Source organism: Pseudomonas taiwanensis DSM 21245 (genome assembly GCF_000425785.1).
GTDB lineage: Bacteria > Pseudomonadota > Gammaproteobacteria > Pseudomonadales > Pseudomonadaceae > Aquipseudomonas > Aquipseudomonas taiwanensis.
The window spans coordinates 21,843-47,868 of sequence record NZ_AUEC01000033.1 but is presented as its reverse complement, the minus strand read 5'-3'; the positions used below and the strand labels follow the sequence as shown (position 1 = coordinate 47,868).

Sequence of the window (26,026 nt, the reverse complement as noted above, 5' to 3'; positions counted from 1 at the left end):
CAGCAATACCGATTCAGCGGTTCAAAAAATAACGATATCAGATTGCTTTCATGTCACTTGATCCTGTTAACCTTGCGCCGCTTCCACGGAGCGCCGCGACGGATTGTCGCGGACGTTGCCGCAAATGGCCGGGCCTTGCCTTGTGTGCAGCCAGAAGAGCCGGGCATTCAATCCGCGAGCATCGTCTACCTACAAAAGGATCGAATCCATGAACAGCAGTATCACGGCAGGAGCGGTCGCCACTGCGCCGAGCTTCCTGTCGAAGGAGCGCATCATCGCCCGTCCGGGCTTCAACCGCTGGCTGGTACCCCCGGCAGCCCTGGCCATTCACCTGTGCATCGGCATGGCCTATGGCTTCTCGGTATTCTGGTTGCCACTGTCCCAGGCCATCGGTATCAGTGCCCCAGTCGCCTGTTCGGCCGACATGGGCTTCATCGCCAAGTTGTTCACCGCTGAGTGCGATTGGCCTATCTCGATGTTGAGCTGGATCTACACCCTGTTCTTCGTTTTCCTCGGCTGCTCGGCCGCTGTGCTTGGCGGTTGGCTGGAACACGCCGGTCCGCGCAAGGCTGGCCTGGTATCGGCGCTGTGCTGGTGTGGTGGCATGCTGATCTCGGCGATTGGCGTGAAGACCCACCAATTGTGGCTGATGTGGCTGGGGTCCGGCGTCATCGGTGGCATCGGCCTGGGCCTGGGTTATATCTCTCCCGTGTCGACCCTGATCAAGTGGTTCCCGGACAAGCGTGGCATGGCGACCGGCATGGCGATCATGGGCTTTGGCGGTGGTGCGATGGTTGGCGCCCCGCTGGCGACTGCATTGATGGGCCACTTCGGCAACGCGCAGGAAGTGGGCGTATGGCAGAGTTTCGTGGCGATGGCCGCGATCTACTTCGTGTTCATGACCGCTGGCGCCCTGGCCTACCGCGTGCCGCCGACCGGCTGGAAGCCTGAGGGCTGGACCGCGCCGGTGAAGAAAGCCAACGCGATGGTCACCGACCGCCACGTTCACGTCAGCGTGGCCTGGAAGACCCCGCAGTTCGCGCTGATCTGGCTGGTGCTGTGCCTGAATGTTTCGGCGGGCATTGGCATCCTGGGCATGGCTTCGCCACTGCTGCAGGAAGTCTTCGCCGGCAAGCTGCTGGGCAACCAGCTCAGCTTCAGCGAACTCAATGCCGCGCAACTGGCGCAGATCGCCGCCATTGCCGCTGGCTTCACTGGTTTGCTGAGCCTGTTCAACATCGGTGGTCGCTTCTTCTGGGCTTCGTTCTCCGACTACATCGGCCGCAAGAACACCTATTTTGCCTTCTTCGCCCTGGGCGTGGGCCTCTACAGCCTGGTGCCGAACATGGGCCACCTGGGCAACGTGGCACTGTTCGTAGCGGCGTTCTGTATCATTCTGTCGATGTACGGTGGTGGTTTCGCCACGGTGCCGGCTTACCTGGCCGACCTGTTCGGTACACAGATGGTGGGTGCCATTCACGGTCGCCTGCTGACTGCCTGGGCGGCGGCGGGCGTGCTGGGGCCAGTGCTGATCACCTACCTGCGCGAATATCAGCTGGCAGCGGGTGTCGAACGTGCAGCGGCGTATGACATGACCCTGTACATCCTTGCCGGCCTGCTGGTGCTGGGTTTCATCTGCAACCTGCTGGTACGTCCGGTGGCGGACAAGCACTTCATGACCGACGCCGAGTTGGCCGCAGAGCGTGCGTTGAGCCATGACAAAGGCGCCGATGGCGCTCGCTCGCTGGAATGGCATGCGGCACCGGGCAGCCTGCCGCTGGTGCTGTTCGCCTGGGCGGTGGTGGTGATTCCGTTGGCCTGGGGGGTGTGGATCACCCTGCAGAAGACGGCCGTTCTGTTCCACTGATCGTCCGGCCGCTATCGCCGGCAAGCCGCCGCCTACCGGTGTCTGGTGGAGGCGTCGGCTTGCTGGTGATAGGGGCAACACAGCTTGTATAGACCTGTAGCGCATTCGGCCTTGCGAAATTGCTTTGCCTGCCATATGTCATCCGCGTTTCAAGCTGGCGCGTCTTGGGCCTATAATAGAGCCCTTTTCGCCCAATGATTTTGCGGAGCTGGTGATGGTCGAACGTAAGGCTTCCGTCGAGCGCAATACCCTGGAAACCCAGGTCAAGTGCTCGATCAACCTCGATGGCAGTGGCAAGGCCCGATTCGATATCGGCGTGCCTTTCCTTGAACACATGCTCGACCAGATCGCCCGACACGGGCTGATCGATCTGGATATCGAGTGCAAGGGTGACCTGCATATCGACGATCATCATACCGTCGAAGACGTCGGCATTACCCTGGGCCAGGCATTCGCCCAGGCCATCGGTGACAAGAAGGGTATCTTCCGCTACGGCCATGCCTACGTGCCGCTGGACGAAGCCCTGTCGCGCGTGGTCATCGACTTCTCGGGCCGTCCAGGCCTGCAGATGCATGTGCCCTATACCCGCGCCACCGTTGGCGGTTTCGACGTCGACCTGTTCCAGGAGTTCTTCCAGGGCTTCGTCAACCATGCCTTGGTGACCCTGCACATCGACAACCTGCGGGGCCATAACACCCACCACCAGATCGAAACCGTGTTCAAGGCCTTCGGCCGCGCGCTGCGCATGGCGGTGACGCTGGACGAGCGCATGGCCGGACAGATGCCTTCCACCAAGGGATGCCTGTAAATGCAGACGGTAGCCGTAATCGACTATGGCATGGGCAACTTGCACTCGGTGGCCAAGGCGCTTGAACACGTCGGCGCCGGCAAGGTGCTGGTGACCAGCGACGCCGCAGTCATCCGCGAGGCGGACCGCGTGGTGTTCCCGGGTGTGGGCGCGATTCGCGACTGCATGGCCGAAATCCGCCGCCTGGGCTTCGACAGCCTGGTGCGCGAGGTCAGCCAGGACCGCCCGTTCCTCGGGATCTGCGTCGGCATGCAAGCGCTGCTGGACCACAGCGAGGAAAACGACGGTGTCGACTGCATCGGCCTGTTCCCCGGCCAGGTGCGCTTTTTCGGCAAAGACCTGCAAGAAGACGGCGAGCACCTGAAGGTGCCGCACATGGGTTGGAACGAAGTCAGCCAGACCATCGACCACCCGCTGTGGCATGACATTCCCGACCGCGCACGGTTCTACTTCGTGCACAGCTATTACATCAACGCCGGCAAGCCCGGCCAGGTGGTCGGTCGTGGCCACTATGGCGTCGACTTCGCCGCAGCATTGGCTGATGGTTCGCGCTTTGCCGTGCAGTTCCACCCGGAGAAGAGCCACACCCACGGTCTGCAGCTGCTGCAGAACTTCGTGGCCTGGGACGGGCGCTGGTAAATGAGCAGGTCGCGGACCAAGGCCCCGGTCATCACCCTGGCACCCGAGCAGGAGCGCGAAGCGCTCGATACCTTGAAGCGCTTCCTTGAAGACCGCTTCGAGCTGGAGCTGGGGTCGTTCGAGGTGGCTGAGGTCCTCGAGCTGTTCAGCAAAGAAATTGCACCCCTTTACTACAACAGGGCGATTGCCGATGTTCAGCTGCACCTCAAGGAGCGGTTCGAGAGCATCGAAAGCGACCTGTGGGCGCTCGAGAAGCCCTGAACTCCACCGAATAGACAGGTTTCCAAGATGCTGATTATCCCCGCTATCGATCTCAAGGACGGTGCCTGCGTACGTCTGCGCCAGGGCCGTATGGAAGACTCCACGGTATTTTCCGACGACCCGGTGAGCATGGCCGCCAAGTGGGTCGAAGGTGGCTGCCGCCGCCTGCACCTGGTTGACCTCAACGGCGCCTTCGAAGGCCAGCCGGTCAATGGCGAGGTGGTGACTGCCATCGCCAAGCGTTACCCGAACCTGCCGATCCAGATCGGCGGTGGCATCCGCTCGCTGGAAACCATCGAGCATTACGTCAAGGCTGGCGTCAGCTACGTGATCATCGGCACCAAGGCGGTCAAGCAGCCTGAGTTCGTCGCCGAGGCCTGCAAGGCCTTCCCGGGCAAGGTCATCGTCGGCCTGGACGCCAAGGACGGTTTCGTCGCCACCGATGGCTGGGCAGAAGTCAGCTCGGTGCAGGTCATCGACCTGGCCAAGCGTTTCGAGGCCGATGGCGTCTCGGCGATCGTCTACACCGACATCGCCAAGGACGGCATGATGCAGGGCTGCAACGTGCCCTTCACCAAGGCCCTGGCCGAAGCCACGTCGATCCCGGTCATCGCTTCGGGTGGCATTCACAACCTGGGCGACATCAAGGCCCTGCTGGATGCCAAGGCCCCTGGCATCATTGGCGCCATCACCGGCCGTGCCATCTACGAAGGCACCCTCGATGTCGCCGAGGCCCAGGCCTTCTGCGACAACTACCAAGGCTGAGGACTGAACCATGGCACTGGCCAAGCGCATCATCCCTTGCCTGGACGTGGACAACGGCCGGGTGGTCAAGGGCGTCAAGTTCGAGAACATTCGGGATGCCGGCGACCCGGTGGAAATCGCCCGTCGCTACAATGAGCAAGGTGCCGACGAGATCACCTTCCTCGACATCACCGCCAGCGTCGACGGTCGCGACACCACCCTGCATACCGTCGAGCGCATGGCCAGCCAGGTGTTCATTCCGCTGACCGTGGGCGGTGGCGTGCGCACCGTGCAGGACATCCGCAACCTGCTCAATGCCGGTGCCGACAAGGTCTCGATCAACACCGCGGCGGTGTTCAACCCCGAGTTCGTCGGTGAAGCTGCCGACCGTTTCGGTTCGCAGTGCATCGTCGTCGCCATCGACGCGAAGAAGGTTTCCGGCCCCGGCGAAGCGCCGCGTTGGGAGATCTTCACCCACGGTGGCCGCAAGCCGACCGGCCTGGATGCCGTCGAGTGGGCGAAGAAGATGGAAGGTCTGGGGGCCGGCGAAATCCTGCTGACCAGCATGGATCAGGACGGCATGAAGAACGGTTTCGACCTGGGTGTGACCCGGGCCATCAGCGATGCGCTGGGGATTCCGGTGATCGCTTCGGGTGGTGTGGGTAACCTGCAGCACCTGGCCGACGGCATTCTGGAAGGGCATGCCAGTGCGGTTCTGGCGGCCAGTATCTTCCACTTCGGTGAGTACACGGTACCGGAAGCCAAGGCCTACATGGCTTCGCGCGGGATTGTGGTGCGCTGAACAATGATTGGGGCCGCTTTGCGGCCCATCTGCCGTAGCCGGCCCTCCAGAGGAGCCCGCTCGCCGGCGATGGGCCGCAAGGCGGCCCCAATTGCATCATCCGTGGGTCTTGCCCAGCAACGCGTGATACAACTCGGTATCCCCGAGAATCCCTACCACTTTGTCGTTATCCTGCAGCACCAGCTTGTTGCCCGTCTGATAACGAATCTGCAGCGCCTCACGCATGCCGATATCGGCGTGCACCACAGTTGGCCTGCGTTCGAGCAGCTCTACATCCTGCCCCGGTGCCCATTTCTGCATGTCCAGGCCGTTCTGGCCCTGGCGTGCGCGCTTGAGCGAGCCTCCTTCGCCAAGGTCCAGCCACGAGTCGATACCTGGGTCCAGGCAAACCGAGCCGTTGACCCGTTTGCAGTTGTCCAGGCTGCGCATCAGGCTGCGGCCGCACAGCACGTTGAGCGGGTTGGTGTGGGCGACGAAGGTGCGCACATACTCATCCGCCGGGTTGAGGACGATTTCCTCGGGCTTGCTGTACTGGATGATCCGGCCATCTTTCATGATGGCGATGCGGCTGCCCAGTTTCAGCGCCTCGTCCAGGTCGTGGCTGACGAACACGATGGTCTTGCTCAACTTGCTTTGCAGCGCCAGCAGCTCGTCCTGCAGGCCCTGGCGGATCAGCGGGTCAAGCGCGGAGAAGGGTTCGTCCATCAGCAGGATGTCGGCATCCATGGCCAGTGCGCGGGCCAGACCCACACGTTGCTGCATGCCGCCTGACAGTTCGTCCGGCTTCTTGTTGCGCCATTGGGTCAGGCCCACCAGTTCAAGCTTTTCGTCCACCAGCTTGCGCCGTTCCTTCTCCGGACGGCCCTGCATTTCGAGGCCGAAGCTGATGTTCTCGCGCACCGTCAGCCAAGGCATCAGGGCAAACTTCTGGAACACCATGGCGATGCGCTTGGTGCGCATCATTTTCAGCTCGGCCGGGGTGCAGTGGGCAATGTCGATGTTCCGGCCTTCATGCTCGACGAACAGTTTGCCGCGGCTGACGGTGTTCAGGCCGTTGATGCAGCGCAGCAGGCTCGACTTGCCCGAGCCCGACAGGCCCATGAGCACGCAGATCTCGCCTTTGTTGATATCCAGGTTGGCCTTTTCCACGCCCACCACGAGGCCGGTCTGCTTGAGGATCTGCTCGCGGGTCTTGCCCTGGTCGAGCAGGGCCAGCGCCTCGCGTGGCTTGTTGGAGAAGATGACGTCGACGTCTTCGAATCGAATGATGCTCATGCTTCACCCCTTACCGGCAGCTCCGGTTGCTTGCAGATACGGTCGAGCATGATCGCCAGCAGCACGATCGCCAGGCCCGCTTCGAAGCCCAGGGAAATATCAGCGGTGTTCAGTGCGTTGACCACAGGTTTGCCCAGGCCATCGGCCCCTACCAGTGCAGCGATCACCACCATCGACAGCGACAGCATGATGCACTGGGTCACGCCGGCGGCGATGCTCGGCATCGCGTGCGGCAGCTCGATGCGGGTCAGCAGTTGGCGGCGTGAGCAGCCGAATGCCTTGCCGGCGTCCATCAGCTCTTGCGGCACGTCGCAAATGCCCAGGTAAGTGAGGCGGATGGGGGCGGCGATGGCGAACACCACCGTCGAGATCAGCCCCGGCACCACTCCCAGCCCGAACAAGGTCAGGGTCGGGATCAGGTAAACGAAGGTGGGCACGGTCTGCATCAGGTCGAGGACCGGGCGCATGGCGGTATAGAACATTGGCTTGTGCGCGGCGACGATGCCCAGCGGCACGCCGATGGCCACGCAGACCACTGTGGCGAAGGTGACCTGTGCCAGGGTCTCCATGGTTTCCTGCCAGTACCCCAGGTTAAGGATCAGCAGGAAGGAAAGGGCAACGAAAGCGGTCAGCGCCCACTTGCGCTGAATCAGGTGCGCGAGGGCGGCGAATACAGCCACCAGAACGAACGGGTTGAACCACGTCAGGGCGCTGGTGACGCCGTGGATCATGAATTCCAGGCCTTGGGCGATGGCGTCGAAGTAGCTGGCGCCGTTCTGGGTCAACCATTCGACGAATGAGGCGATGTACTGCCCCAGGGGTATTTTCTGATCGATAAGCATGATAGCGAGCTTCCACCTGCAAAGATTGAAATCAGTCCGGGGCGGGAAGGTTCCCGCCCCGGCGGTGTTGCCATAGCGTCTTGCGTTATTGCGTCAGTTTGGCCTTGGCCGCCTCAAGGCCGGGTTTGCCATCAACGGTGGTAACGCCGGCCAGCCAGTTATCCAACTTGCCGGGGTTGGCCTTGAGCCATTTCTTGGCGGCGTCCTCGGGCTTCATCTTGTCGTCCAGGACATAGCCCATCATGGTGCTTTCATCCTTGAGCTCGAACGACAGGTTCTTCAACAGTTGCCCGACGTTGCTGCATTCCTGCGTATAGCCTTTGCGCGTATTGGTCAGCACGGTGGCCTTGCCGAAATCGGGACCGAAGAATTCGTCCCCTCCGGTCAGGTACTGCATCTTGAAGCGGGTATTCATCGGGTGCGGTTCCCAGCCCAGGAACACGATCGCTTCGCCGCGCTTCTGTGCCCTGTCTACTTGCGACAGCATGCCGGCCTCGCTGGACTGCACGATCTTGAAGCCTGCGTCCTTCAGGCCGAAGGCGTTCTTGTCGATCATGCTCTGGATGGTGCGGTTACCGTCGTTACCCGGCTCGATGCCGTAGATCTTGCCGTCCAGCTCTTTCTTGAACTTGGGGATGTCGGAGAAATCCTTCAGGCCCTTGTCATAGAGCGCCTGGGGGACGGCCAAGGTGTACTTGGCGTTCTCCAGGTTGGCGCGCACCGTTTCCACGGTACCGGCATCGCGGTACTGCTTGATGTCGTTTTCCATGGTCGGCATCCAGTTGCCGAGAAACACGTCCAGGTCCTTGCCGGTGGCCAGCGACTTGTAGGTCACCGGTACCGAGATCATGGTGGTGTGGGTCTTGTAACCCAGTGCTTCGAGCACAACGCTGGTGGTAGCGGTGGTTACGGTGATGTCAGTCCAGCCGACGTCGGAAAAACGTACCGTCTGGCACTGCTCAGGCTCTGCAGCCTGGGCCAGCATCGGTGCGGACAGCAACGCAACCAGCAACAGCGAGGGTGAACCTTTCATGGATGGACTCCTGTGATTTTATCTTCGGGTTCGCGTGGGTCTCCGGGCTTTCTGAGGGTCCGGTAGACCAGGCCTGCAGAGGGCAGGATGCGAGGCCGTGCAAAACGAGTCGCTTTCGATAATCCTCCAGCGCCGGTTAATCGCCTACTGGTAGGGTCGTAACCAGTACGGAACGGGTCGCATCCAGTATCGGCGACGTCGTTTATGGATTTCTCCACCCCGTCGGCCGCGTTTTTGCGTCACAAGGTCGCTTGAAAACGGCGCACGTGTGGCCGGATCGACAGCGGCGCTGCTGAGCAAAAGTACGTCGGTTGCAGACGGCGAGGGGAGGCATAAAAGCCCGATGATGCGTGCATTCGTGGCGGCTCGCAGCTTCAGCCTAGCAGTTGCCCCGCCCTGCGCATGGCGCGCAGAGACAAGCCCAGCAAGAGGTGAAGCGACAATGGCCATCAGCGTGTTCGACCTGTTCAAGATTGGTGTCGGGCCTTCCAGCTCCCACACCGTTGGCCCCATGCGTGCCGGCGCCCTGTTCGTCCAAGGGCTGCGCGAGCGCGGCGAGCTGGAACAGGTAAAACGGATCGAGGTGAGGCTGTACGGCTCGCTGTCGGCCACCGGTATCGGCCACGGCACCGACAACGCCACCATCATGGGCCTGATGGGCGAATGGCCTGACGCCATCGACCCCACCCAGATCGTCCCGCGCATCGCCGACCTGCGTGAAACCAACACCCTGCAGCTGGACGGGCGCCTGCCCATCGAGTTCGTCTGGGCCCGCGACATGCTGCTGCTGGATGAGAACCTGCCGTACCACCCCAACGCCATGACCCTGATCGCCGAAGGCGCGCAGGGCGAGCTGCACCGCGATACCTATTACTCGGTAGGCGGCGGCTTCGTGGTCGATGCAGCCCAGGCCGCCAGCGGTGTGCTGGACGCCGACCAGACGGTGTTGCCATACGATTTCAACAGCGCGGCCGAACTGCTGCGCCTGTGCAAACAAAACGACATGAGCGTGTCGCAATTGATGATGGCCAACGAGAAGGTCTGGCGCAGCGAAGAAGAGATTCGCGCCGGCTTGCACAAGCTCTGGGATGCCATGCAGGAATGCGTCAACAACGGCCTGAAATACGAAGGCACGCTGCCCGGCGGGCTCAACGTCCGCCGTCGCGCCGCCAAGCTGCATCGCAGCTTGAAGGAGATCGGCAAGCCCAACGTGATCGGCTCGACCATGAGCGCGATGGAGTGGGTCAACCTGTTCGCCCTGGCGGTCAATGAAGAGAACGCCGCAGGCGGGCGCATGGTCACGGCGCCCACCAACGGCGCCGCGGGCATCATTCCGGCAGTGTTGCACTACTACATGCGCTTCAGCGATGCGGTGAACGAGTCCAGCGTGGTCGACTTCTTCCTCGCCGCGGCAGCCGTGGGCATCCTGTGCAAGAAGAACGCTTCCATCTCTGGTGCCGAGGTCGGCTGCCAGGGCGAGGTGGGCTCGGCGTGCGCCATGGCGGCGGCAGGCCTTGCCGAAGTGCTGGGGGCAACGCCTCCACAAGTGGAGAACGCGGCGGAAATCGCCCTGGAGCATAACCTTGGCCTGACTTGCGACCCGGTTGGTGGGCTGGTGCAGGTGCCGTGCATCGAGCGCAACGCCATTGCCGCGGTGAAGGCGATCAACGCCGTGCAGATGGCTTTGCGTGGGGATGGCGAGCACTTCATTTCCCTCGACCAGGTGATCCGCACCATGCGAGACACCGGCGCCGACATGCACGACAAATACAAGGAAACCTCGCGTGGTGGCCTGGCGGTCAGTGCCATCGAATGCTGATGCGCTGATTTCGAACTGATGTGAGCTCTGCGCCCCTTTTTGGGGCGCTGTTTTTGGAAGTACCGGCTGTCGGCTGTCGCACTCAGTGTGGGTATTGTCGGTGACACTCAAATGTGTCGCTTCTGGGCATCCTTCCCAACCGTGCTACCGTTCTGCTCAGCAGTTACACGCAAAGGCGCTGGCGCGCCTGTTTGCGTTTTTCCGCAAGCGCGTACGAAACGCTTGATTTGCCGAAAGAAGACGTCGTTTTTGGTTTTTTTTGGATGCGCGTTCAATTTCCGGCACGCCGTTTGCGTTGAGATTGGCAAAGCCCCTGCATAACGAACGGGGGCACTAACAAGAAATCAGTGTCCGCCTGAGGCACACCCTGCATTTGTGTGAGGAGAAATCGCGATGACGTCGTACACCTCCGGGAACCCAACCCAGAACCGCACAGCCCCACAGTCCATCGGTTTTCTCCTGCTGGACAATTTCACCCTGATTTCCCTGGCATCGGCCGTCGAGCCGCTGCGCATGGCCAACCAGCTCTCCGGTCGTGAGCTGTACCGCTGGCATACGCTGACAGTCGATGGCGGCCAGGTATGGGCCAGCGATGGTCTGCAGATCACCCCGGATGCAGCCATCAACAACGCACCGCCCATGGACACCGTGATCGTCTGCGGTGGCGTGGGCATCCAGCGTTCGGTCACCCGCGAGCATGTCACCTGGCTGCAGGCCCAGGCCCGCCAGTCGCGCAGGCTTGGCGCGGTATGCACCGGCAGCTGGGCTCTGGCATGTGCCGGCCTGCTCGACGGCTTCGATTGCAGCGTGCACTGGGAATGTCTGGCGGCGATGCAGGAAGCCTTCCCTCGCGTGAACATGAGCACCCGTCTGTTCACCCTGGACCGTAACCGCTTCACCAGCTCGGGTGGCACTGCGCCGCTGGATATGATGCTGCACCTGATCAGCCGCGATCATGGTCGTGAACTGTCGGCAGCGATTTCCGAAATGTTCGTCTACGAGCGCATCCGCAACGAGCAGGATCACCAGCGCGTGCCGCTCAAGCACATGCTTGGTACCAACCAGCCGAAGCTGCAAGAGATCGTCGCGCTGATGGAAGCCAACCTGGAAGAGCCGATCGACCTGGACGAGTTGGCTGTTTATGTGTCGGTGTCGCGGCGCCAGCTCGAGCGCCTGTTCCAGAAATACCTGCACTGCTCGCCGTCGCGCTATTACCTCAAGCTGAGACTGATTCGTGCGCGGCAGTTGCTCAAGCAGACGCCGATGTCGATCATCGAAGTGGCGTCGGTGTGCGGCTTCGTTTCCACACCGCACTTCTCCAAGTGCTACCGCGAATACTTCGGTATTCCGCCGCGTGACGAGCGTGTCGGTTCCAACACCGCTCAGCAGGTAGCGATGATGCCGATCCCGCAGGCCATGACCCTGTCGCCGCACAGCGGGCCGATGGCCGCCCTGAGCCAGGCGCGCAACGAGTCGACGTTCGCCAGTGTGAGGATCTGACGCTCAATCGCCGGTCAGCCGGCGCCTACAGGTAACCCGCTAACCTGTAGGCGCCGGCTGGCCGGCGATGGGCGTGGGTGAAATCAGGTGCGCTTGTTGAACTGCGCCAACGCAGGCAGCAATTGCTTGTCGATCGCCTGGCGCACGGCCGGCAGAATCGTTGCGCTACCGGTATACATCTGTTCGACCATACCCTTCAGGGCACGGGCGTTGGGCTCGGTCAACCCGCGAACCACCACCTCGCACGCCTGCTCGGCGCTGGCACCGGCCGGAATGTCGAATCCCCGTGCGCGCAGGTGGCCCAACAGGTCGTCCTGATCAATCAAATCCGCATGCATCATGGCTGTTGTCCTTGTTTGCTGCTGTGATCGTCAGCCGATTCTGTGACGTGCCAGGCAAGGCGGCAAGGACAGAATGTCGCAATGGCTGCTTTGGCTAAGAACAGGTCGTTCCCGACTAAATCTGCGAGCGGGGAAGTCAGCACACTGAACTCATTCACGGTACCAGGGGGTTTGGTCACCCTCGCTCACACAGTGGATGTTTGCTCGCTCTTGGCCCCGGATGCTCACGGCTTTCCGGGGTTATTTTTTTGCGTCCAAGGGCCATTCGCGGAAAAACCCGCTCCTCTAGATACCCGCTGCTCTCGTGAGCCGTGGAACACCTGTAGGAGCGGGTTCAGCCGCGAGCGGGCAATGGAATCTATGCAGGAAGACCAATCACACGCCCGGCGAATTCAGGCGCTGGCAGGTCGCGCTGGTTCTCTACCCAGTCGTTGAGCAATGCCACGCTGCGCTCCCCGAACGGCGCCGATTTAGGCCCCGCCAGGTCTACATGCAGCAGCATCTGCTCGCTTGCCGCCAATGCTTCGTCGAACCCCGCCCGGTGCAGGCTGTGGTAAAGGTGCAGGCGCTTGCGGTCGAAACCGATGATCTGCGTCTGCACCCACACTTCGGTGCCCAGCTTCACTTCATGCAGGTAGTTGATGTGCGCCTCGAGGGTGAACAGCGAATGTCCGCTTTGCCCGCGGCTGTCGGCATCCAGGCCGATGCGCTCCATCAATGCGTCGGTGGCGTAGCTGAAGATCAGCAGGTAATAGGCATCGCGCAGATGCCCGTTGTAGTCGACCCAGTCCTCCTGGACCGGGGTACGGTAGGTGATCGAAGCGGGCATTGCGGTCTCCTCACTCGCCAAACGCCAGGCCGTGGCTGGCTTTGCTGTTTTTCACAGCTTCCAGTACTGCCAGCAGGGTGTCATCACGATAGCGCTCCAGCGCGGCGATGCTGCGCTCGCCCAGTTGCTCCGAGGTGCCTTCGACCACGTCGTCGATCAGTTTGTCCGTCAGCTCCGGTGCTGGCAGGTAGGTCCAGGGCAGCTTCAGCGCCGGGCCGAACTGGGACATGAAGTGGCGCATGCCAGCATCGCCGCCCGCCAGGGTGTAAGTGAGGAAGGTGCCCATGAACGACCAGCGCAGACCGGCACCGAAGCGGATGGCGTCGTCGATCTCGCCCGTCGTGGCTACGCCGTCGTTGACCAGGTGCAGGGCTTCGCGCCACAGCGCTTCGAGCAGGCGGTCGGCGATGAAGCCGGGGACTTCCTTGCGTACGTGCAGCGGGCGCATGCCCAAGGCCGTGTAGAAGGTCTTCGCGGCCTCGATGGCGTCCGGGGAAGTGCGGTTGCCACCGACGATCTCGACCAACGGCAGCAGGTACACCGGGTTGAACGGGTGGCCGACCACGCAGCGCTCGGGGTGGGTGGCCGACTCGTAGAACTCACTGGGCAGCAGCCCCGAGGTGCTGGAACCGATGATGGCGTTCGGTTTGGCCGCGGCGCTGATCTTGGCGTGCAGGTCGAGCTTGAGGTCGAGGCGTTCCGGGGCGCTTTCCTGGATGAAATCGGCGTCGCGAACGCATTCTTCGATGGTCGCGACGAACTTCAGCCGCTGCTGCGAAGCACCGGGCGCCAGGCCTTGTTTCTCAAGGGCCGGCCAGGCATTGGCGATGCGCTTGCGAAGCGCCTGTTCGGCACCGGGGGCCGGGTCCCAGGCGATGACATCCAGGCCATGGGCGAGGGCGCGGGCGACCCAGCCGCTGCCAATCACGCCGCTACCGAGGGCGGCGAAGGTCTTGATTTCGGTGATGAAGGGCATGTCGATCTCCTTGGCTCGGTATCAGCGGCGCTTGAGGTTCATTTTTTCCCGGCCTTCTGCCGGGGTGAGCACGCGGGCGCCCATGCGGGTGATGATTTCCGCTGCCCGCTCGACCAGCTGGCCGTTGCTCGCCAGTACGCCACGGTCCAGGTACAGGTTGTCTTCCAGGCCCACGCGAACGTTGCCGCCGAGCAGTACCGCCTGCGCCGCCATGGGCATCTGCATGCGGCCGATGCCGAAGCCTGCCCAGGTCACGTTCGCCGGCAGGTTGTCGACCATCGCCTTCATGGTGGTGGTGTCGGCCGGTGCCCCCCACGGGATGCCCAGGCACAGCTGGAACAGCGGGTCCTCTAGCAGGCCCTCCTTCATCATCTGCTTGGCGAACCACAGGTGGCCTGTGTCGAAGATCTCCAGCTCGGCTTTCACGCCCAGCTCGGTAATGCGCTTGGCGCCGGCACGCAGTTGCGCGGGGGTCGAGACGTAGATGGCGTTGCCATCGCCGAAGTTGAGGGTGCCGCAGTCGAGGGTGCAGATTTCCGGCAACAGTGCCTCGACGTGGGCCAGGCGTTCCAGCGGGCCGATCAGGTCGGTGCCTGGGCCGAATTCCATTGGCGACTCGCCTGGGCCGATTTCAAGGTCGCCGCCCATGCCGGCAGTGAGGTTGACGATGATGTCCACGTCGGCTTCGCGGATGCGTTCCATCACTTCGCGGTACAACGCTACATCGCGGCTGAAGCGGCCGGTTTGCGGGTCGCGGACGTGGCAGTGGACCACGGTGGCGCCAGCCTTGGCGGCTTCGACGGCGGATTCGGCGATCTGTTTGGGGGTGACCGGGACCAAGTGGCTCTTGGCAACGGTGTCGCCGGCACCGGTGAGGGCGCAGGTGATGATGACGTCATGGTTCATGGCGTGGTTCCTGGTGATATCGGGGGTGGATTTTTCGCGGGCAAGCCTGCTCCCACAGGATCGACGTGACCCTGAATGTAGCGCTGTACCTGTAGGCGCGAGCTTGCTGGCGAAGAGGCCGGATCAGTTGGCGCTGAGCTTGAGGTTCTCGGCAGCTGGCTGGCCGTCGAAGGTGGTCACACCCTCAAGCCAGCGGGCCTTGTCTTCGGGGTGGTCCTTGAGCCACTGGCGGGCCGATTCCAGGGCGTCCTTGTGGTCGAGCAACGGCTGCATCATGCGGCTCTCGTCCTCGGCACTGAAGTTCAGGTTGGTCAGCAGGCGGTGGGCATTGGGACAGCGTTGGGCGTAGTCTGGCGCCGTGACCGTCCACACCGTCGCCCGGCCTTCGTCAGGGCCCAGGGCATCCTGGCTGTCGCCCAGGTAGGCCATCTCGATGTTCACATTCATCGGGTGCGGCGCCCAGCCAAAGAACACTACCGCTTCCTTGCGCCGTACGGCGCGGTCGACAGCGGCGAGCATGCCTGCCTCACTCGATTCGACCAGCTGGAACTTGCCCAGGTCGAACTGGTTCTTGGTGATCATCGCCTTGATCTGGGTATTGGCGCCGGAACCCGGTTCAATGCCATAGATCTTGCCGCCCAGTTCTTTCTCGAACTTGTGGATGTCGGCGAAGGTTTTCAGGCCTTTGTCATAGAGGTATTTCGGCACGGCCAGGGTGGCGCGGGCGTCCTCCAGGCTTGGCTTGTCCAAGACCTTGACCTGGTTGGCATCGACGAACGGGGTGATGGTTTGGGTCATGAGCGGGTTCCAGTAACCCAGGAACATGTCCAGGCGCTTGTCGCGGATACCGGCGAAGATGATCTGCTGCGAGGCGCTGGTCTGCTTGGTCTGGTAACCCAGCCCATCGAGCAGCACCTGCGCCATGGCGCTGGTGGCGATGACGTCGGTCCAGTTGACCACGCCCAGGCGCACGTCCTTGCAGACGGCGGGTTCGGCGGCGAATACGGGGCTTGCAAGGGTGGTGCTCAGAGCGAGGGAAAACAGGCTGCGGCGGATCAAGCTGTGCATGGTGGCTCTCCAACGGCAGTGCATATTGTTATAGGGGCCGGTCTCTCTGGACCGTGTGTTTAAGCTACGCGGGTGGCACACTGGAAAATCGCACGCTGGCGACTCACACTTGCACCCTGGCGACCTGTCCTCATCAGAGAAACCTCGATGTCGCAAACTATCCAGTTCCTCCTGCTTCCAGGCTTTTCGGCCATGGGCTTCATCAGCGCCTTGGAGCCGCTGCGCGTGGCCAACCGCTTCCGTGGGCCACAGTACCGTTGGCAGGTTCTGAGCCTGGATGGCGGGGCGGTGCAGGCGAGCAACGGTATGTCGGTCAACGCCGATGGCGCGTTGGGCGATGAGCCGCACGGGCAGATGCTGCTGGTGGTCGCAGGGTTCGATCCGTTGGCCAGTTATGGCCATGGCTTGCAACAAGCGCTACGTCGTCTCGACCACGAGGGGGTGATTCTGGGCGGCATCGATACCGGCGCGATGGTATTGGCCGAAGCGGGCCTGCTGGATGGGCATCGGGCGACCTTGCATTGGGAGGCGCTGGAGGCTTTCAAGGAGCGTTATCCACGGTTGCAGGCGACGCAGGAGCTGTTCGAGATCGACCGCCGAAGAATTACCTGCGCGGGTGGCACGGCGTCGATCGACCTGATGCTCGACCTGATCGGCCAGGCCCATGGTAGCGAGTTGGCGGTGCAGGTTTCCGAGCAGTTCGTGCTGGGGCGTATCCGTCCGCGACAGGATCACCAGCGCATGCAGATCGCCTCCCGCTACGGCATCAGCAACAAGAAGCTGGTGAAGGTCATTGGCGAGATGGAGCGCAACACCGAGCAGCCGCTCAATACCCAGGTGCTGGCCGATGCCGTGCAGGTGACCCGGCGGCAGCTCGAGCGGTTGTTTCGCCTGTACCTGAACGACACGCCCAGTGGCTTCTATTTGCGGCTGCGCTTGGACAAGGCGCGGCAGTTGTTGCGTCAGACCGACATGAGCGTGCTGGAGGTCGGCGTGGCATGCGGGTTCGAGTCTGCGTCGTACTTTACCCGCTGCTACCGAACGCGGTTCGAGCGCTGCCCGCGGGAGGACCGGTTGGCTCGGGTGGTCTGAGGTCTTCCTGCGCTGGCCTCTTTGCGGGGTTGCCCGCGAAGAGGCCGTTACAGGGCTACTGCTGACCGATGGATTGCAGGTACTCCGAGCGGTCATCGCTGCGCTGTGCAACGCAGGTATCCCAGGCCGCCTGGAACGCTTTGCTGCCGGGTTTCTCGGCATAGGTTTCGACCTTGCAGTCGGCATCGCGCAGCTGCGTCCACAGTTTTTCGGCGGCATCCATGCGCCCGACCAGGGCTGTGGCCTTGTCGCCTTCATCGGCATATTGGTCGCGAATGCGCTGAATCAGGTCGTCATACGCCGACTTCAACTCGCGCTCGGCGGTCTGTTTATTGAACGCCGCGCAAGCGAAGGCCTGCTGGTCGCTCTCGACGTTATCGCAGGGCGTGCTTTCTTCCTCGCCGGCCTGGGCGCCCATCGCAAAGGCCATCAGAACCAGCCATGCCATTGATTTCATCCGTTATCTCCTCGAACCGGCTGACGAATCGCCGCGATTCTCGCTCAGCCCACGTCTGTGCGGTAGCTCCCTGACGAAATGTTCATAAACGCCTGGCGAATGTCGTTATCGAGACTGGCTCTCATCGGCGGATGGCGCGCCAGAGCGTGCCATGTCGCGCATTGACGCTTTCGGCAAACCCCCTGTCGTTTTTGCATCGGGGCGCCTCGGGGCACAGGCATATGCTGGCTCCAAAGCGCCGGCACAAGGTTTGGCGCGAGCCAACTCGATAAAAGGGGACAGCCTGATGAGCCCAGCCGAACTTCACGCCGACAGCATCGTCATCGACGGTCTGATCATTGCCAAATGGAACCGCGAGCTGTTCGAGGACATGCGCAAGGGCGGGCTGACCGCGGCCAACTGCACGGTGTCGGTGTGGGAGGGCTTCAAGGCCACCGTCGATAACATCGCCGCCAGCCAGAAGCTGATCCGCGAGAACAGCGACCTGGTAATGCCGGTACGTACCACCGCCGACATTCGCAAGGCCAAGGAACTGGGCAAGACCGGCATCCTCTTCGGTTTCCAGAACGCCCATGCGTTCGAAGACCAGATCGCCTACGTCGACGTGTTCAAGCAGCTGGGCGTGGGCATCGTGCAGATGTGCTACAACACCCAGAACCTGGTTGGCACCGGCTGCTACGAGCGTGACGGCGGCCTGTCGGGCTTCGGTCGCGAAATCGTCGCCGAGATGAACCGCGTCGGCATCATGTGCGACCTGTCCCACGTGGGCTCCAAGACCTCCGAGGAAGTCATCCTCGAATCGAAAAAGCCGGTCTGCTACTCCCACTGCCTGCCTTCTGGCCTGAAGGAGCACCCGCGCAACAAGTCGGACGAAGAGCTGAAGTTCATCGCCGACCACGGCGGCTTCGTCGGCGTGACCATGTTCGCACCGTTCCTGGCCAAGGGCATCGACTCGACCATCGACGACTACGCCGAGGCCATCGAGTACACCATGAACATCGTCGGCGAAGACGCTATCGGTATCGGTACCGACTTCACCCAAGGCCACGGCCAGGATTTCTTCGAATACCTGACCCATGACAAGGGCTACGCCCGTCGCCTGACCAACTTCGGCAAGATCATCAACCCGCTCGGCATTCGCACTGTCGGCGAGTTCCCCAACCTCACCGAAACCCTGCTCAAGCGCGGCCACTCCGAACGTGTGGTGCGCAAGATCATGGGCGAGAACTGGGTCAACGTCCTCAAGGATGTCTGGGGCGAGTAAGCCGCTCTCCAAGCCTGATAGCCCCTGCCAGCAACGCCGGGGCACCCACATAAAAATTTTTATGGAGTTGAGTTTCCATGGCCAAGATCGCCCCGCAATTGCCAATCGAAGTCGACAGCGAGACCGGTGTCTGGACCAGCGACGCCCTGCCGATGCTGTACGTGCCGCGCCATTTCTTCGTTAACAACCACATCGGCATCGAGGAAGTGCTGGGCGCCGAAGCCTACGCCGAGATTCTGTACAAGGCCGGCTACAAGTCCGCCTGGCACTGGTGTGAAAAAGAAGCCGAATGCCATGGCCTGGAAGGCGTCGCGGTGTTCGAGCACTACATGAAGCGCCTGTCCCAGCGTGGTTGGGGCCTGTTCGAAATCCAGGACATCGACCTCGACAAAGGCACCTGCAGCGTCAAGCTCAAGCACTCGGCGTTCGTGTACGTCTATGGCAAGTGCGGCCGCAAGGTCGACTACATGTTCACTGGCTGGTTCGCCGGTGCCATGGACCAGATTCTCGCCGCCCGTGGCAGTTCGATCCGCACCGTGGCCGAGCAGGTCTACGGCGGTTCGGAAGAAGGTCACGATGACGGCCTGTTCGTCGTCAAGCCGTTGTAAGTCGGAGAGAGCGTCATGGCATTCGAAGCAATGTTCCAGCCGATCCAGATCGGCAAACTGACCATCCGCAACCGCGTGCTCAGCACCGCGCATGCCGAGGTCTACGCCACCGACGGCGGCATGACTACCGACCGTTACGTGAAGTACTACGAAGAGAAGGCCAAGGGCGGCATCGGCCTGGCCATCTGCGGTGGCTCGTCGGTGGTCGCCATCGACAGCCCGCAGGAGTGGTGGTCGTCGGTGAACCTGTCCACCGACCGGATCATCCCGCACTTCCAGAACTTGGCCGACGCCATGCACAAGCATGGCGCCAAGATCATGATCCAGATTACCCACATGGGTCGTCGTTCGCGTTGGGACGGCTTCAACTGGCCGACCCTGATGTCGCCGTCGGGCATCCGTGAACCGGTGCACCGCGCTACCTGCAAGACCATCGAGGTGGAAGAGATCTGGCGCGTGATCGGCAACTACGCGCAAGCTGCGCGTCGTGCCAAGGAAGGTGGTCTGGACGGCGTCGAACTGTCGGCCGTGCACCAGCACATGATCGACCAGTTCTGGAGCCCTCGGGTCAACAAACGTACCGACGAATGGGGCGGTACCTTCGAAGGCCGCATGAAGTTCGGCCTGGAAGTGCTCAAGGCCGTGCGCAAGGAAGTCGGCGACGACTTCTGCGTGGGCATGCGTATCTGTGGCGACGAGTTCCACCCTGATGGCCTGAGCCACGAGGACATGAAGCAGATCGCTGCCTACTACGACGCCACTGGCATGATCGACTTCATCGGCGTGGTCGGCTCGGGTTGCGACACCCACAACACCTTGGCCAACGTCATCCCGAACATGAGCTACCCGCCGGAGCCGTTCCTGCACCTGGCGGCGGGCATCAAGGAAGTGGTCAAGGTCCCGGTGCTGCACGCGCAGAACATCAAGGACCCGAACCAGGCCACGCGTATCCTGGAAGGCGGCTACGTGGACATGGTCGGCATGACCCGCGCCCATATCGCCGACCCGCACCTGATCGCCAAGATCAAGATGGGCCAGGTCGACCAGATCAAGCAGTGCGTCGGTGCCAACTACTGTATCGACCGTCAGTACCAGGGCTTGGATGTACTGTGCATCCAGAACGCCGCGACTTCCCGTGAATACATGGGCGTGCCGCACATCATCGAGAAGTCCACCGGGCCCAAGCGCAAGGTGGTGGTGGTCGGTGCCGGCCCTGCCGGTATGGAAGCTGCGCGTGTCGCCGCCGAGCGTGGCCACGACGTGACCGTGTTCGAGAAGAAAGACCAGATCGGCGGGCAGATCACCATCGCCGCCAAGGCGCCGCAGCGCGACCAGATCGCCGGTATCACCCGCTGGTACCAGCTGGAGTTCGCCCGCCTGAAAGTCGACCTGCGCCTGGGCACTGCCGCTGACGTGGATGCCATCCAGGACCTGCGTCCGGACATCATCGTCCTGGCGGTGGGCGGCCATCCGTTCGTCGAACAGAACGAGCACTGGGGCGCTGCCGAAGGGCTGGTGGTCAGCAGCTGGGACGTACTCGACGGCAAGGTCGCGCCGGGCAAGAACGTGCTGGTGTACGACACCATCTGCGAATTCACTGGTATGTCTGCCGCGGACTTCCTGGCCGACAAGGGCAGTCAGGTGGAAATCGTCACTGACGATATCAAGCCGGGTGTCGCGATGGGGGGGACCACCTTCCCGACCTACTACCGCAGCATCTACCCGAAAGAAGTGATCATGACCGGCGACATGATGCTGGAAAAGGTCTACCGCGAGGGTGACAAGGTGGTGGCGGTGCTGGAGAACGAGTACACCGGCGCAAAGGAAGAACGGGTGGTCGACCAGGTGGTGATCGAGAACGGCGTGCGTCCTGACGAGCAGCTGTACTACGCGCTCAAGGAGGGTTCGCGCAACAAAGGCCAGATCGACATCGAGGCCCTGTTCGCGATCAAGCCGCAGCCGATCCTCAGCCAGCCGGGCGAAGGTTACCTGCTGTATCGCATCGGTGACTGCGTGGCCCAGCGCAACGTGCATGCTGCGATCTATGACGCCCTTCGCCTGTGCAAGGACTTCTGATCGCTCCGCCTCTCTAGAGGCGGACTGGCCCCCCTGTAGGAGCGAGTTCGCTCGCGATGGCGGCAGCCCTGGCAACCAGGTTGTCTGATCGGTCGCTATCGCGAGCACGCTCGCTCCTACAGGGGTCCGCGCCGACCTTCAGGGCGGCGCAAGAATTCAGCTGTTGTGGGAGCCTCCCATGTTGAACACCCTTCTACCCATCCTGCTGTTCGCTGCCCTTGGCCTGGCAGTGCTCGGCGCCCTGCGTCGCGTGCGCATGTGGCGGCGTGGTCGGGCCGCCAAGGTCGACTTGATCGGCGGCCTGCTGGCCATGCCAAGGCGCTACCTGGTGGACCTGCACCATGTGGTCGAGCGCGACAAGTACATGTCCAAGACCCACGTCGCCACCGCGGGCGGCTTCGTGCTGTCGGCCGTTCTGGCGATCCTTGTGCATGGCTTCGGCCTGCAGAGCAAGATTCTTGGCTATGCCTTGCTGGTAGCCACGGTGATCATGTTCAGCGGCGCCATCTTCGTCTTCAAACGCCGTCGCAACCCACCCGCACGCCTGTCCAAGGGCCCGTGGATGCGGCTGCCCAAGAGCTTGCTGGCGTTCGCCGCGAGCTTCTTCATCGCCACCTTGCCAGTCGCTGGCATCCTGCCGGCCGATACCGGCGGCTGGGTCATGGTCGCGGTTCTGGGCCTGGGCGTGCTGTGGGGCGTGTCGGAGCTGTTCTTCGGCATGACCTGGGGAGGCCCGATGAAGCACGCCTTCGCCGGGGCTTTGCACCTGGCCTGGCACCGGCGCGCAGAACGCTTTGGCGGTGGCCGCTCCACCGGCCTCAAGCCGCTGGACCTGGAAGACCCCAACGCACCGCTGGGCGTGGAAAAACCGGTGGACTTCACCTGGAACCAGCTACTTGGCTTCGATGCCTGCGTGCAGTGCGGTAAATGTGAAGCGATGTGCCCGGCGTTCGCCGCCGGTCAGCCGCTGAACCCGAAAAAACTGATTCAGGACATGGTCATCGGCCTGGCCGGTGGTACTGACGCCCAGTTCGCGGGCAGCCCATATCCGGGCAAGCCGATCGGCGAACACGGCGGCCACCCGCACCAGCCGATCGTCAACGGCCTGGTCGACGCTGAAACGCTGTGGTCGTGCACCACTTGCCGCGCCTGCGTCGAGGAATGCCCGATGATGATCGAGCACGTCGATGCCATCGTCGACATGCGCCGCCACCTGACCCTGGAAAAAGGTGCGACCCCCAACAAAGGCGCCGAGGTGCTGGACAACCTGATCGCCACCGACAACCCGGGCGGTTTCAACCCTGGCGGGCGCATGAACTGGGCGGCGGACCTCAACCTGAAGCTGCTGTCGGACGTGAAAGCCACCGAGGTGCTGTTCTGGGTCGGCGACGGTGCCTTCGACATGCGCAACCAGCGCACCCTGCGCTCGTTCGTGAAAGTGCTCAAGGCCTCTGGCGTGGACTTCGCCGTGCTCGGCCTGGAAGAGCGCGACAGCGGTGATGTGGCGCGGCGCCTGGGCGATGAAGCGACCTTCCAGCAGTTGGCCAAGCGCAACATCCAGACCCTGGCCAAGTACAAGTTCCAGCGCATCGTCACTTGCGACCCGCACAGCTTCCACGTACTGAAGAACGAGTATGGCGCGCTGGGCGGCGAGTACCAGGTGCAGCACCACAGCACCTACATCGCCGAGCTGATCGCCGCGAACAAGCTCAACCTCGGCCAGCACAAGGGCGGCAGCGTCACCTATCACGACCCATGCTACCTGGGGCGCTACAACGGCGAGTACGAAGCCCCGCGCGCGGTGCTCAAGGCGCTGGGTATCGAAGTGCGCGAGATGGAGCGTTCGGGCTTCCGCTCCCGCTGCTGCGGCGGTGGTGGTGGTGCGCCGATCACTGACATCCCTGGCAAGCAACGTATTCCGGACATGCGCATGGACGATATCCGCCAGACCGAAGCCGAGCTGGTGGCGGTTGGTTGCCCGCAGTGCACGGCAATGCTCGAAGGCGTGGTCGAACCGCGTCCACAGATCAAGGACCTCGCCGAGTTGGTGGCCGATGTGCTGATCGAAGAGGAAACCCCTGCAAGCGCAAAGTCGCAAGCGGCCAAACGTGAACCTGCGGAGGTGCACTGATGAGCGACATCATCCGCCGCGACCCACGCGCCGAGTGGATCGCCCGTAACCGTCTGCATCCGCTGCACGCGGCGATGCAGACGCAGCAGACCAGCTGGATGGGGCCCAACGGCCTCATCCGCAAGAACCCCCATGCCATTGCCGCAGGCTTCATCGGCCCCCATGGCATCAAGCGCATCGACCGCAGTGGCGCCCAGCAGGGCACTGGTGTGGGCGGGCGCCGCGCCGCCGCCGCGCAAGTGCAGCTGCCGCTGCACCAGGTGCCGGCCCCGGCGTTCTACATCGCCGTGGTTCCAGACATGGTCGGTGGTCGCCTGAGCAGCCACGACCGTGACCTGCTTGGCCTGGCCCATAGCCTGGCCGGCAGCGACGGTGCGGTGCTGGCGATCGTGTTTGGCGAGCACAAGGAAAGCAACTTTTCCACAGCCGGCGTCGACCGCTTGCTGGTCATCGAAGGCGAGCAGTACCAAGGTTATGCGCCGGAACAACTGGTACAAGCCCTGCGCGCTGTGGATAACCAATTCACCCCGCGCCATTGGTTGCTGCCCGACAGCCGCACCGGGGGCGGCGAACTGGGGCGGCGTCTGGGCGCGACGTTGGGCGAGCGCCCGGCAACGCGGGTCTGGCAGGTCAAGGACGGCCAGTGCATCGGCCGCGCCGGTGCCGGTCAGCAGGACCTGCAACGCAGTGTGCCTCGGTTGATCCTGGCCGCCGCGGAGTGCGCCGAGCCGGTCAGCGAAACCCGTCACGAAGCCTTGCCGGTGGAGTTGTCCACAAGCGTTGCGCGCAGCCTGTCGCGTATTGAAGACCTGGGTTCGGTCGCGGTCGATCCGGCCACCATCGCCATGGCCGAGGCCGAGTTCATCGTCTCGGGTGGCAATGGTGTCAAGGACTGGGACCTGTACCACAAGGCCACCGCAGCGCTCGGTGCCACCGAAGGCGCCTCGCGGGTGGCGGTGGACGACGGCTTCATGCCGCGCAACCGTCAGGTGGGTGCCACGGGTACCTGGGTAACCGCGCGGGTCTACGTGGCGGTGGGTATCTCTGGTGCGATCCAGCACCTGCAGGGCATCGGTGCCTGCGACAAGGTGGTGGCGATCAACATGGACCCTGGCTGCGACATGATCAAACGGGCGGACCTGTCGGTGATTGGCGACAGTTCGGCGATTCTCAAGGCACTGATCGAGGCTGTGGACAACTTCCGCAGCGGCGGCCAGCGCGACGCGGCATAAGGGCACGAGCATGAGTACGAAAGTCATCAGCCTGGTTTCCATCGGTGCCCACCCAAGCTCCGGCCGCGCCCGTCGCGCCGAGCAGGACGCCCGAGCCGTGGAACTGGGTTTGCAACTGGCTGGGGATAACTTGCAGGTGGTGCACGCAGGTGACCCTCGTGAGGAAGCGCTGCGTGCTTACCTGGGCATGGGGCTGGATCACCTGGATGTGCTGGAACAGCCTGCCGGCGCCGATGTGCTGGGAGTGTTGAGCGACTACCTGCGTGACGCAGGGGCCCAAATGGTATTGACCGGAAGCCAGGCCGAGACGGGTGAAGGTTCGGGCATGCTGCCGTTTCTGTTGGCTGAGAAGCTGGGTTGGCCGCTGGTGGTAGGGCTGGCCGAAGTCGAATCCATCGAGAACGGTACTGCCCAGGTACTGCAAGCGCTGCCGCGTGGTCAGCGACGCCGTTTGAAGGTACGCCTGCCGCTGCTGGCGACTGTGGATAACGCCGCACCTAAGCCCCGTCAGAGCGCCTTTGGGCCAGCGCGCCGGGGCGTGTTGGCGGCGCGCAATGTGGATATCCTCGAGGATGAACTGCTGGCGGACGCCGAGCTGCAACCGGCGCGGCCACGTCCAAAGCGGCTGAAGGTGATCAAGGCCAAGAGCGGAGCCGACCGGATGAAGGCGGCGACGGCCAAGGCCAGCGGTGGTGGGGGCAAGGTGTTGAAGGACGTTTCGCCGCAGGAAGGGGCCGAGGCCATCCTCAAGTTGCTGGTGGAGGAGGGGGTCTTGCGCTGAATCCAACGGCCCTGTCGCCGGCTTCTCGGCGATAGGGCCTTCAAGGCTGTTCCCGTATGACATTGAACGCCCAACAAGCGACTCCCTCTATCACCGGCTCGAACGATACCCGCTCTCCCTCCTGCAGGCTGCCCTGGCCACCCTCGATGATCGCAAGCTGAGTCACGAAGTAATCCACCTCTTCCTCATCGCTGCTGATAACACCCATCCCATGGTCTTCGTTGAACCACTTCACGGTACCCAGCAGACGATTGTGCATAAGTGCGCTCGCAGTGATGCCTTAATAGTGGCATCCACTTCATCACGCCCCTCCCAGGAGCGAAACTGGCAGAAATACCAGGTGAACCGCAATTTTGCCCACGGAATCTGTTCGCCAAGGTGTGGATAAAGTGTTGGTGCATGGCTGTGCGCCTTTGATCATGCGCCTTTCAGAGATTAGATCAAAAAATGATCAGCCTTCAGCGAGCGTGCTTGAGTCGTGATTCGCGGCATTGACCTGATATTGCCCACAATCCCTGTTAGCCGGTCTGTGGATAATATGTTCGCCCATCCCTGGATGCGGTGAAATCAAAGGGCTTCATGGAAACGATCATTTTTTGTCCAAATTCTCCTGTTACGCACACAAGCCACTGATTTCGGGAGTTCTAGACACTTTTCCACATCCCTTTTCGGCTG

General features: G+C 62.5%; 25 protein-coding genes. 15 read left to right on the top strand and 10 right to left on the bottom strand.

What is annotated here, in order from left to right; translation table 11 throughout:
* Positions 1 to 208: 208 nt before the first annotated feature.
* From H620_RS0115455 to hisF, 6 genes are all read left to right on the top strand, one after another.
* On the top strand, positions 209 to 1,867 hold the full coding sequence (locus tag H620_RS0115455; protein ID WP_023382798.1) for an OFA family MFS transporter: 1,659 nt from the start codon (positions 209 to 211) through the stop codon (positions 1,865 to 1,867).
* A gap of 214 nt (positions 1,868 to 2,081) precedes the next feature.
* The gene (gene hisB / locus H620_RS0115450; RefSeq protein WP_027907596.1) at positions 2,082 to 2,675 is read left to right on the top strand and encodes an imidazoleglycerol-phosphate dehydratase HisB; all 594 of its coding nucleotides are present in this window, start codon (positions 2,082 to 2,084) and stop codon (positions 2,673 to 2,675) included.
* Positions 2,676 to 3,314 (top strand): imidazole glycerol phosphate synthase subunit HisH, encoded by a 639-nt coding sequence (gene hisH / locus H620_RS0115445; protein WP_023382796.1) that lies wholly within the window; start codon positions 2,676 to 2,678, stop codon positions 3,312 to 3,314.
* A complete protein-coding gene (locus H620_RS0115440) occupies positions 3,315 to 3,575 on the top strand; it encodes a DUF2164 domain-containing protein (RefSeq protein WP_023382795.1) in 261 nt (86 codons plus the stop codon).
* Between the two features lie 27 nt (positions 3,576 to 3,602).
* On the top strand, positions 3,603 to 4,340 hold the full coding sequence (gene hisA, locus H620_RS0115435; RefSeq protein ID WP_023382794.1) for a 1-(5-phosphoribosyl)-5-[(5-phosphoribosylamino)methylideneamino]imidazole-4-carboxamide isomerase: 738 nt from the start codon (positions 3,603 to 3,605) through the stop codon (positions 4,338 to 4,340).
* A gap of 10 nt (positions 4,341 to 4,350) precedes the next feature.
* Entirely contained in the window at positions 4,351 to 5,121 is a 771-nt protein-coding gene (gene hisF / locus H620_RS0115430; RefSeq protein WP_011536177.1) for an imidazole glycerol phosphate synthase subunit HisF, read from the top strand.
* A 96-nt stretch (positions 5,122 to 5,217) separates the two neighbouring features.
* Here the strand turns inward: hisF and choV are convergent, their stop codons facing one another.
* The 3 genes from choV to H620_RS0115415 all read right to left on the bottom strand — a co-directional run bounded on the left by choV (position 5,218) and on the right by H620_RS0115415 (position 8,271).
* Entirely contained in the window at positions 5,218 to 6,396 is a 1,179-nt protein-coding gene (gene choV, locus H620_RS0115425; protein WP_023382793.1) for a choline ABC transporter ATP-binding protein, read from the bottom strand.
* A complete protein-coding gene (gene choW / locus H620_RS0115420) occupies positions 6,393 to 7,241 on the bottom strand; it encodes a choline ABC transporter permease subunit (RefSeq protein ID WP_177325271.1) in 849 nt (282 codons plus the stop codon). The genes choV and choW overlap by 4 nt, the downstream gene beginning before the upstream one ends.
* Before the next feature lie 82 nt (positions 7,242 to 7,323).
* Positions 7,324 to 8,271 carry a choline ABC transporter substrate-binding protein gene (locus tag H620_RS0115415; RefSeq protein ID WP_023382791.1) on the bottom strand — a complete coding sequence of 316 codons (948 nt, stop codon included), beginning with the start codon at positions 8,269 to 8,271 and terminating at the stop codon, positions 7,324 to 7,326.
* A 442-nt stretch (positions 8,272 to 8,713) separates the two neighbouring features.
* Here H620_RS0115415 and H620_RS0115410 point away from each other — a divergent pair, with 442 nt between their 5' ends.
* Complete coding sequence (locus tag H620_RS0115410; RefSeq protein ID WP_023382790.1) at positions 8,714 to 10,090, top strand: L-serine ammonia-lyase; 1,377 nt, start codon at positions 8,714 to 8,716, stop codon at positions 10,088 to 10,090.
* 393 nt (positions 10,091 to 10,483) lie between these two features.
* Positions 10,484 to 11,590, top strand: coding sequence for a choline metabolism transcriptional regulator GbdR (gene gbdR, locus H620_RS0115405; RefSeq protein WP_023382789.1), 1,107 nt, complete (start codon positions 10,484 to 10,486; stop codon positions 11,588 to 11,590).
* An 83-nt stretch (positions 11,591 to 11,673) separates the two neighbouring features.
* Here gbdR and H620_RS0115400 read toward each other — a convergent pair whose 3' ends face one another.
* From H620_RS0115400 to choX, 5 genes are all read right to left on the bottom strand, one after another.
* Positions 11,674 to 11,931, bottom strand: a complete 258-nt coding sequence (locus H620_RS0115400) for a hypothetical protein (protein WP_023382788.1) — start codon at positions 11,929 to 11,931, stop codon at positions 11,674 to 11,676.
* 358 nt (positions 11,932 to 12,289) lie between these two features.
* Positions 12,290 to 12,760, bottom strand: a complete 471-nt coding sequence (locus H620_RS0115395; protein ID WP_023382787.1) for a thioesterase family protein — start codon at positions 12,758 to 12,760, stop codon at positions 12,290 to 12,292.
* Positions 12,761 to 12,770: 10 nt separating this feature from the next.
* Positions 12,771 to 13,736, bottom strand: a complete 966-nt coding sequence (locus H620_RS0115390; protein ID WP_023382786.1) for an L-carnitine dehydrogenase — start codon at positions 13,734 to 13,736, stop codon at positions 12,771 to 12,773.
* Between the two features lie 21 nt (positions 13,737 to 13,757).
* A complete protein-coding gene (cdhC, locus tag H620_RS0115385) occupies positions 13,758 to 14,642 on the bottom strand; it encodes a 3-dehydrocarnitine:acetyl-CoA trimethylamine transferase CdhC (protein WP_023382785.1) in 885 nt (294 codons plus the stop codon).
* Between the two features lie 123 nt (positions 14,643 to 14,765).
* Positions 14,766 to 15,710 carry a choline ABC transporter substrate-binding protein gene (choX, locus tag H620_RS0115380; protein WP_023382784.1) on the bottom strand — a complete coding sequence of 315 codons (945 nt, stop codon included), beginning with the start codon at positions 15,708 to 15,710 and terminating at the stop codon, positions 14,766 to 14,768.
* Positions 15,711 to 15,857: 147 nt separating this feature from the next.
* On the opposite strand from choX, the gene H620_RS0115375 reads away from it, so the two are divergent.
* Positions 15,858 to 16,802, top strand: coding sequence for a GlxA family transcriptional regulator (locus H620_RS0115375; protein ID WP_023382783.1), 945 nt, complete (start codon positions 15,858 to 15,860; stop codon positions 16,800 to 16,802).
* 55 nt (positions 16,803 to 16,857) lie between these two features.
* Here H620_RS0115375 and H620_RS0115370 read toward each other — a convergent pair whose 3' ends face one another.
* On the bottom strand, positions 16,858 to 17,259 hold the full coding sequence (locus H620_RS0115370; protein ID WP_023382782.1) for a lysozyme inhibitor LprI family protein: 402 nt from the start codon (positions 17,257 to 17,259) through the stop codon (positions 16,858 to 16,860).
* Between the two features lie 286 nt (positions 17,260 to 17,545).
* On the opposite strand from H620_RS0115370, the gene H620_RS0115365 reads away from it, so the two are divergent.
* The 6 genes from H620_RS0115365 (at position 17,546) to etfB (ending at position 25,351) form a co-directional block, all read left to right on the top strand.
* The gene (locus H620_RS0115365) at positions 17,546 to 18,523 is read left to right on the top strand and encodes a dipeptidase (protein WP_023382781.1); all 978 of its coding nucleotides are present in this window, start codon (positions 17,546 to 17,548) and stop codon (positions 18,521 to 18,523) included.
* 77 nt (positions 18,524 to 18,600) lie between these two features.
* Entirely contained in the window at positions 18,601 to 19,131 is a 531-nt protein-coding gene (locus tag H620_RS0115360) for a DUF5943 domain-containing protein (protein ID WP_023382780.1), read from the top strand.
* Between the two features lie 15 nt (positions 19,132 to 19,146).
* Positions 19,147 to 21,207 (top strand): dimethylglycine demethylation protein DgcA, encoded by a 2,061-nt coding sequence (dgcA, locus tag H620_RS0115355; protein ID WP_023382779.1) that lies wholly within the window; start codon positions 19,147 to 19,149, stop codon positions 21,205 to 21,207.
* A 178-nt stretch (positions 21,208 to 21,385) separates the two neighbouring features.
* A complete protein-coding gene (gene dgcB, locus H620_RS0115350; protein ID WP_023382778.1) occupies positions 21,386 to 23,338 on the top strand; it encodes a dimethylglycine demethylation protein DgcB in 1,953 nt (650 codons plus the stop codon).
* On the top strand, positions 23,338 to 24,570 hold the full coding sequence (gene etfA / locus H620_RS0115345) for an electron transfer flavoprotein subunit alpha (RefSeq protein WP_023382777.1): 1,233 nt from the start codon (positions 23,338 to 23,340) through the stop codon (positions 24,568 to 24,570). Before dgcB ends, etfA begins: the two co-directional genes overlap by 1 nt.
* Before the next feature lie 10 nt (positions 24,571 to 24,580).
* Positions 24,581 to 25,351: an electron transfer flavoprotein subunit beta gene (gene etfB, locus H620_RS0115340; RefSeq protein ID WP_023382776.1), complete on the top strand. Its 771-nt coding sequence runs from the start codon at positions 24,581 to 24,583 to the stop codon at positions 25,349 to 25,351.
* Between the two features lie 40 nt (positions 25,352 to 25,391).
* Here the strand turns inward: etfB and H620_RS25810 are convergent, their stop codons facing one another.
* Positions 25,392 to 25,610, bottom strand: a complete 219-nt coding sequence (locus tag H620_RS25810) for a cold-shock protein (protein WP_049818792.1) — start codon at positions 25,608 to 25,610, stop codon at positions 25,392 to 25,394.
* Positions 25,611 to 26,026 lie beyond the last annotated feature (416 nt).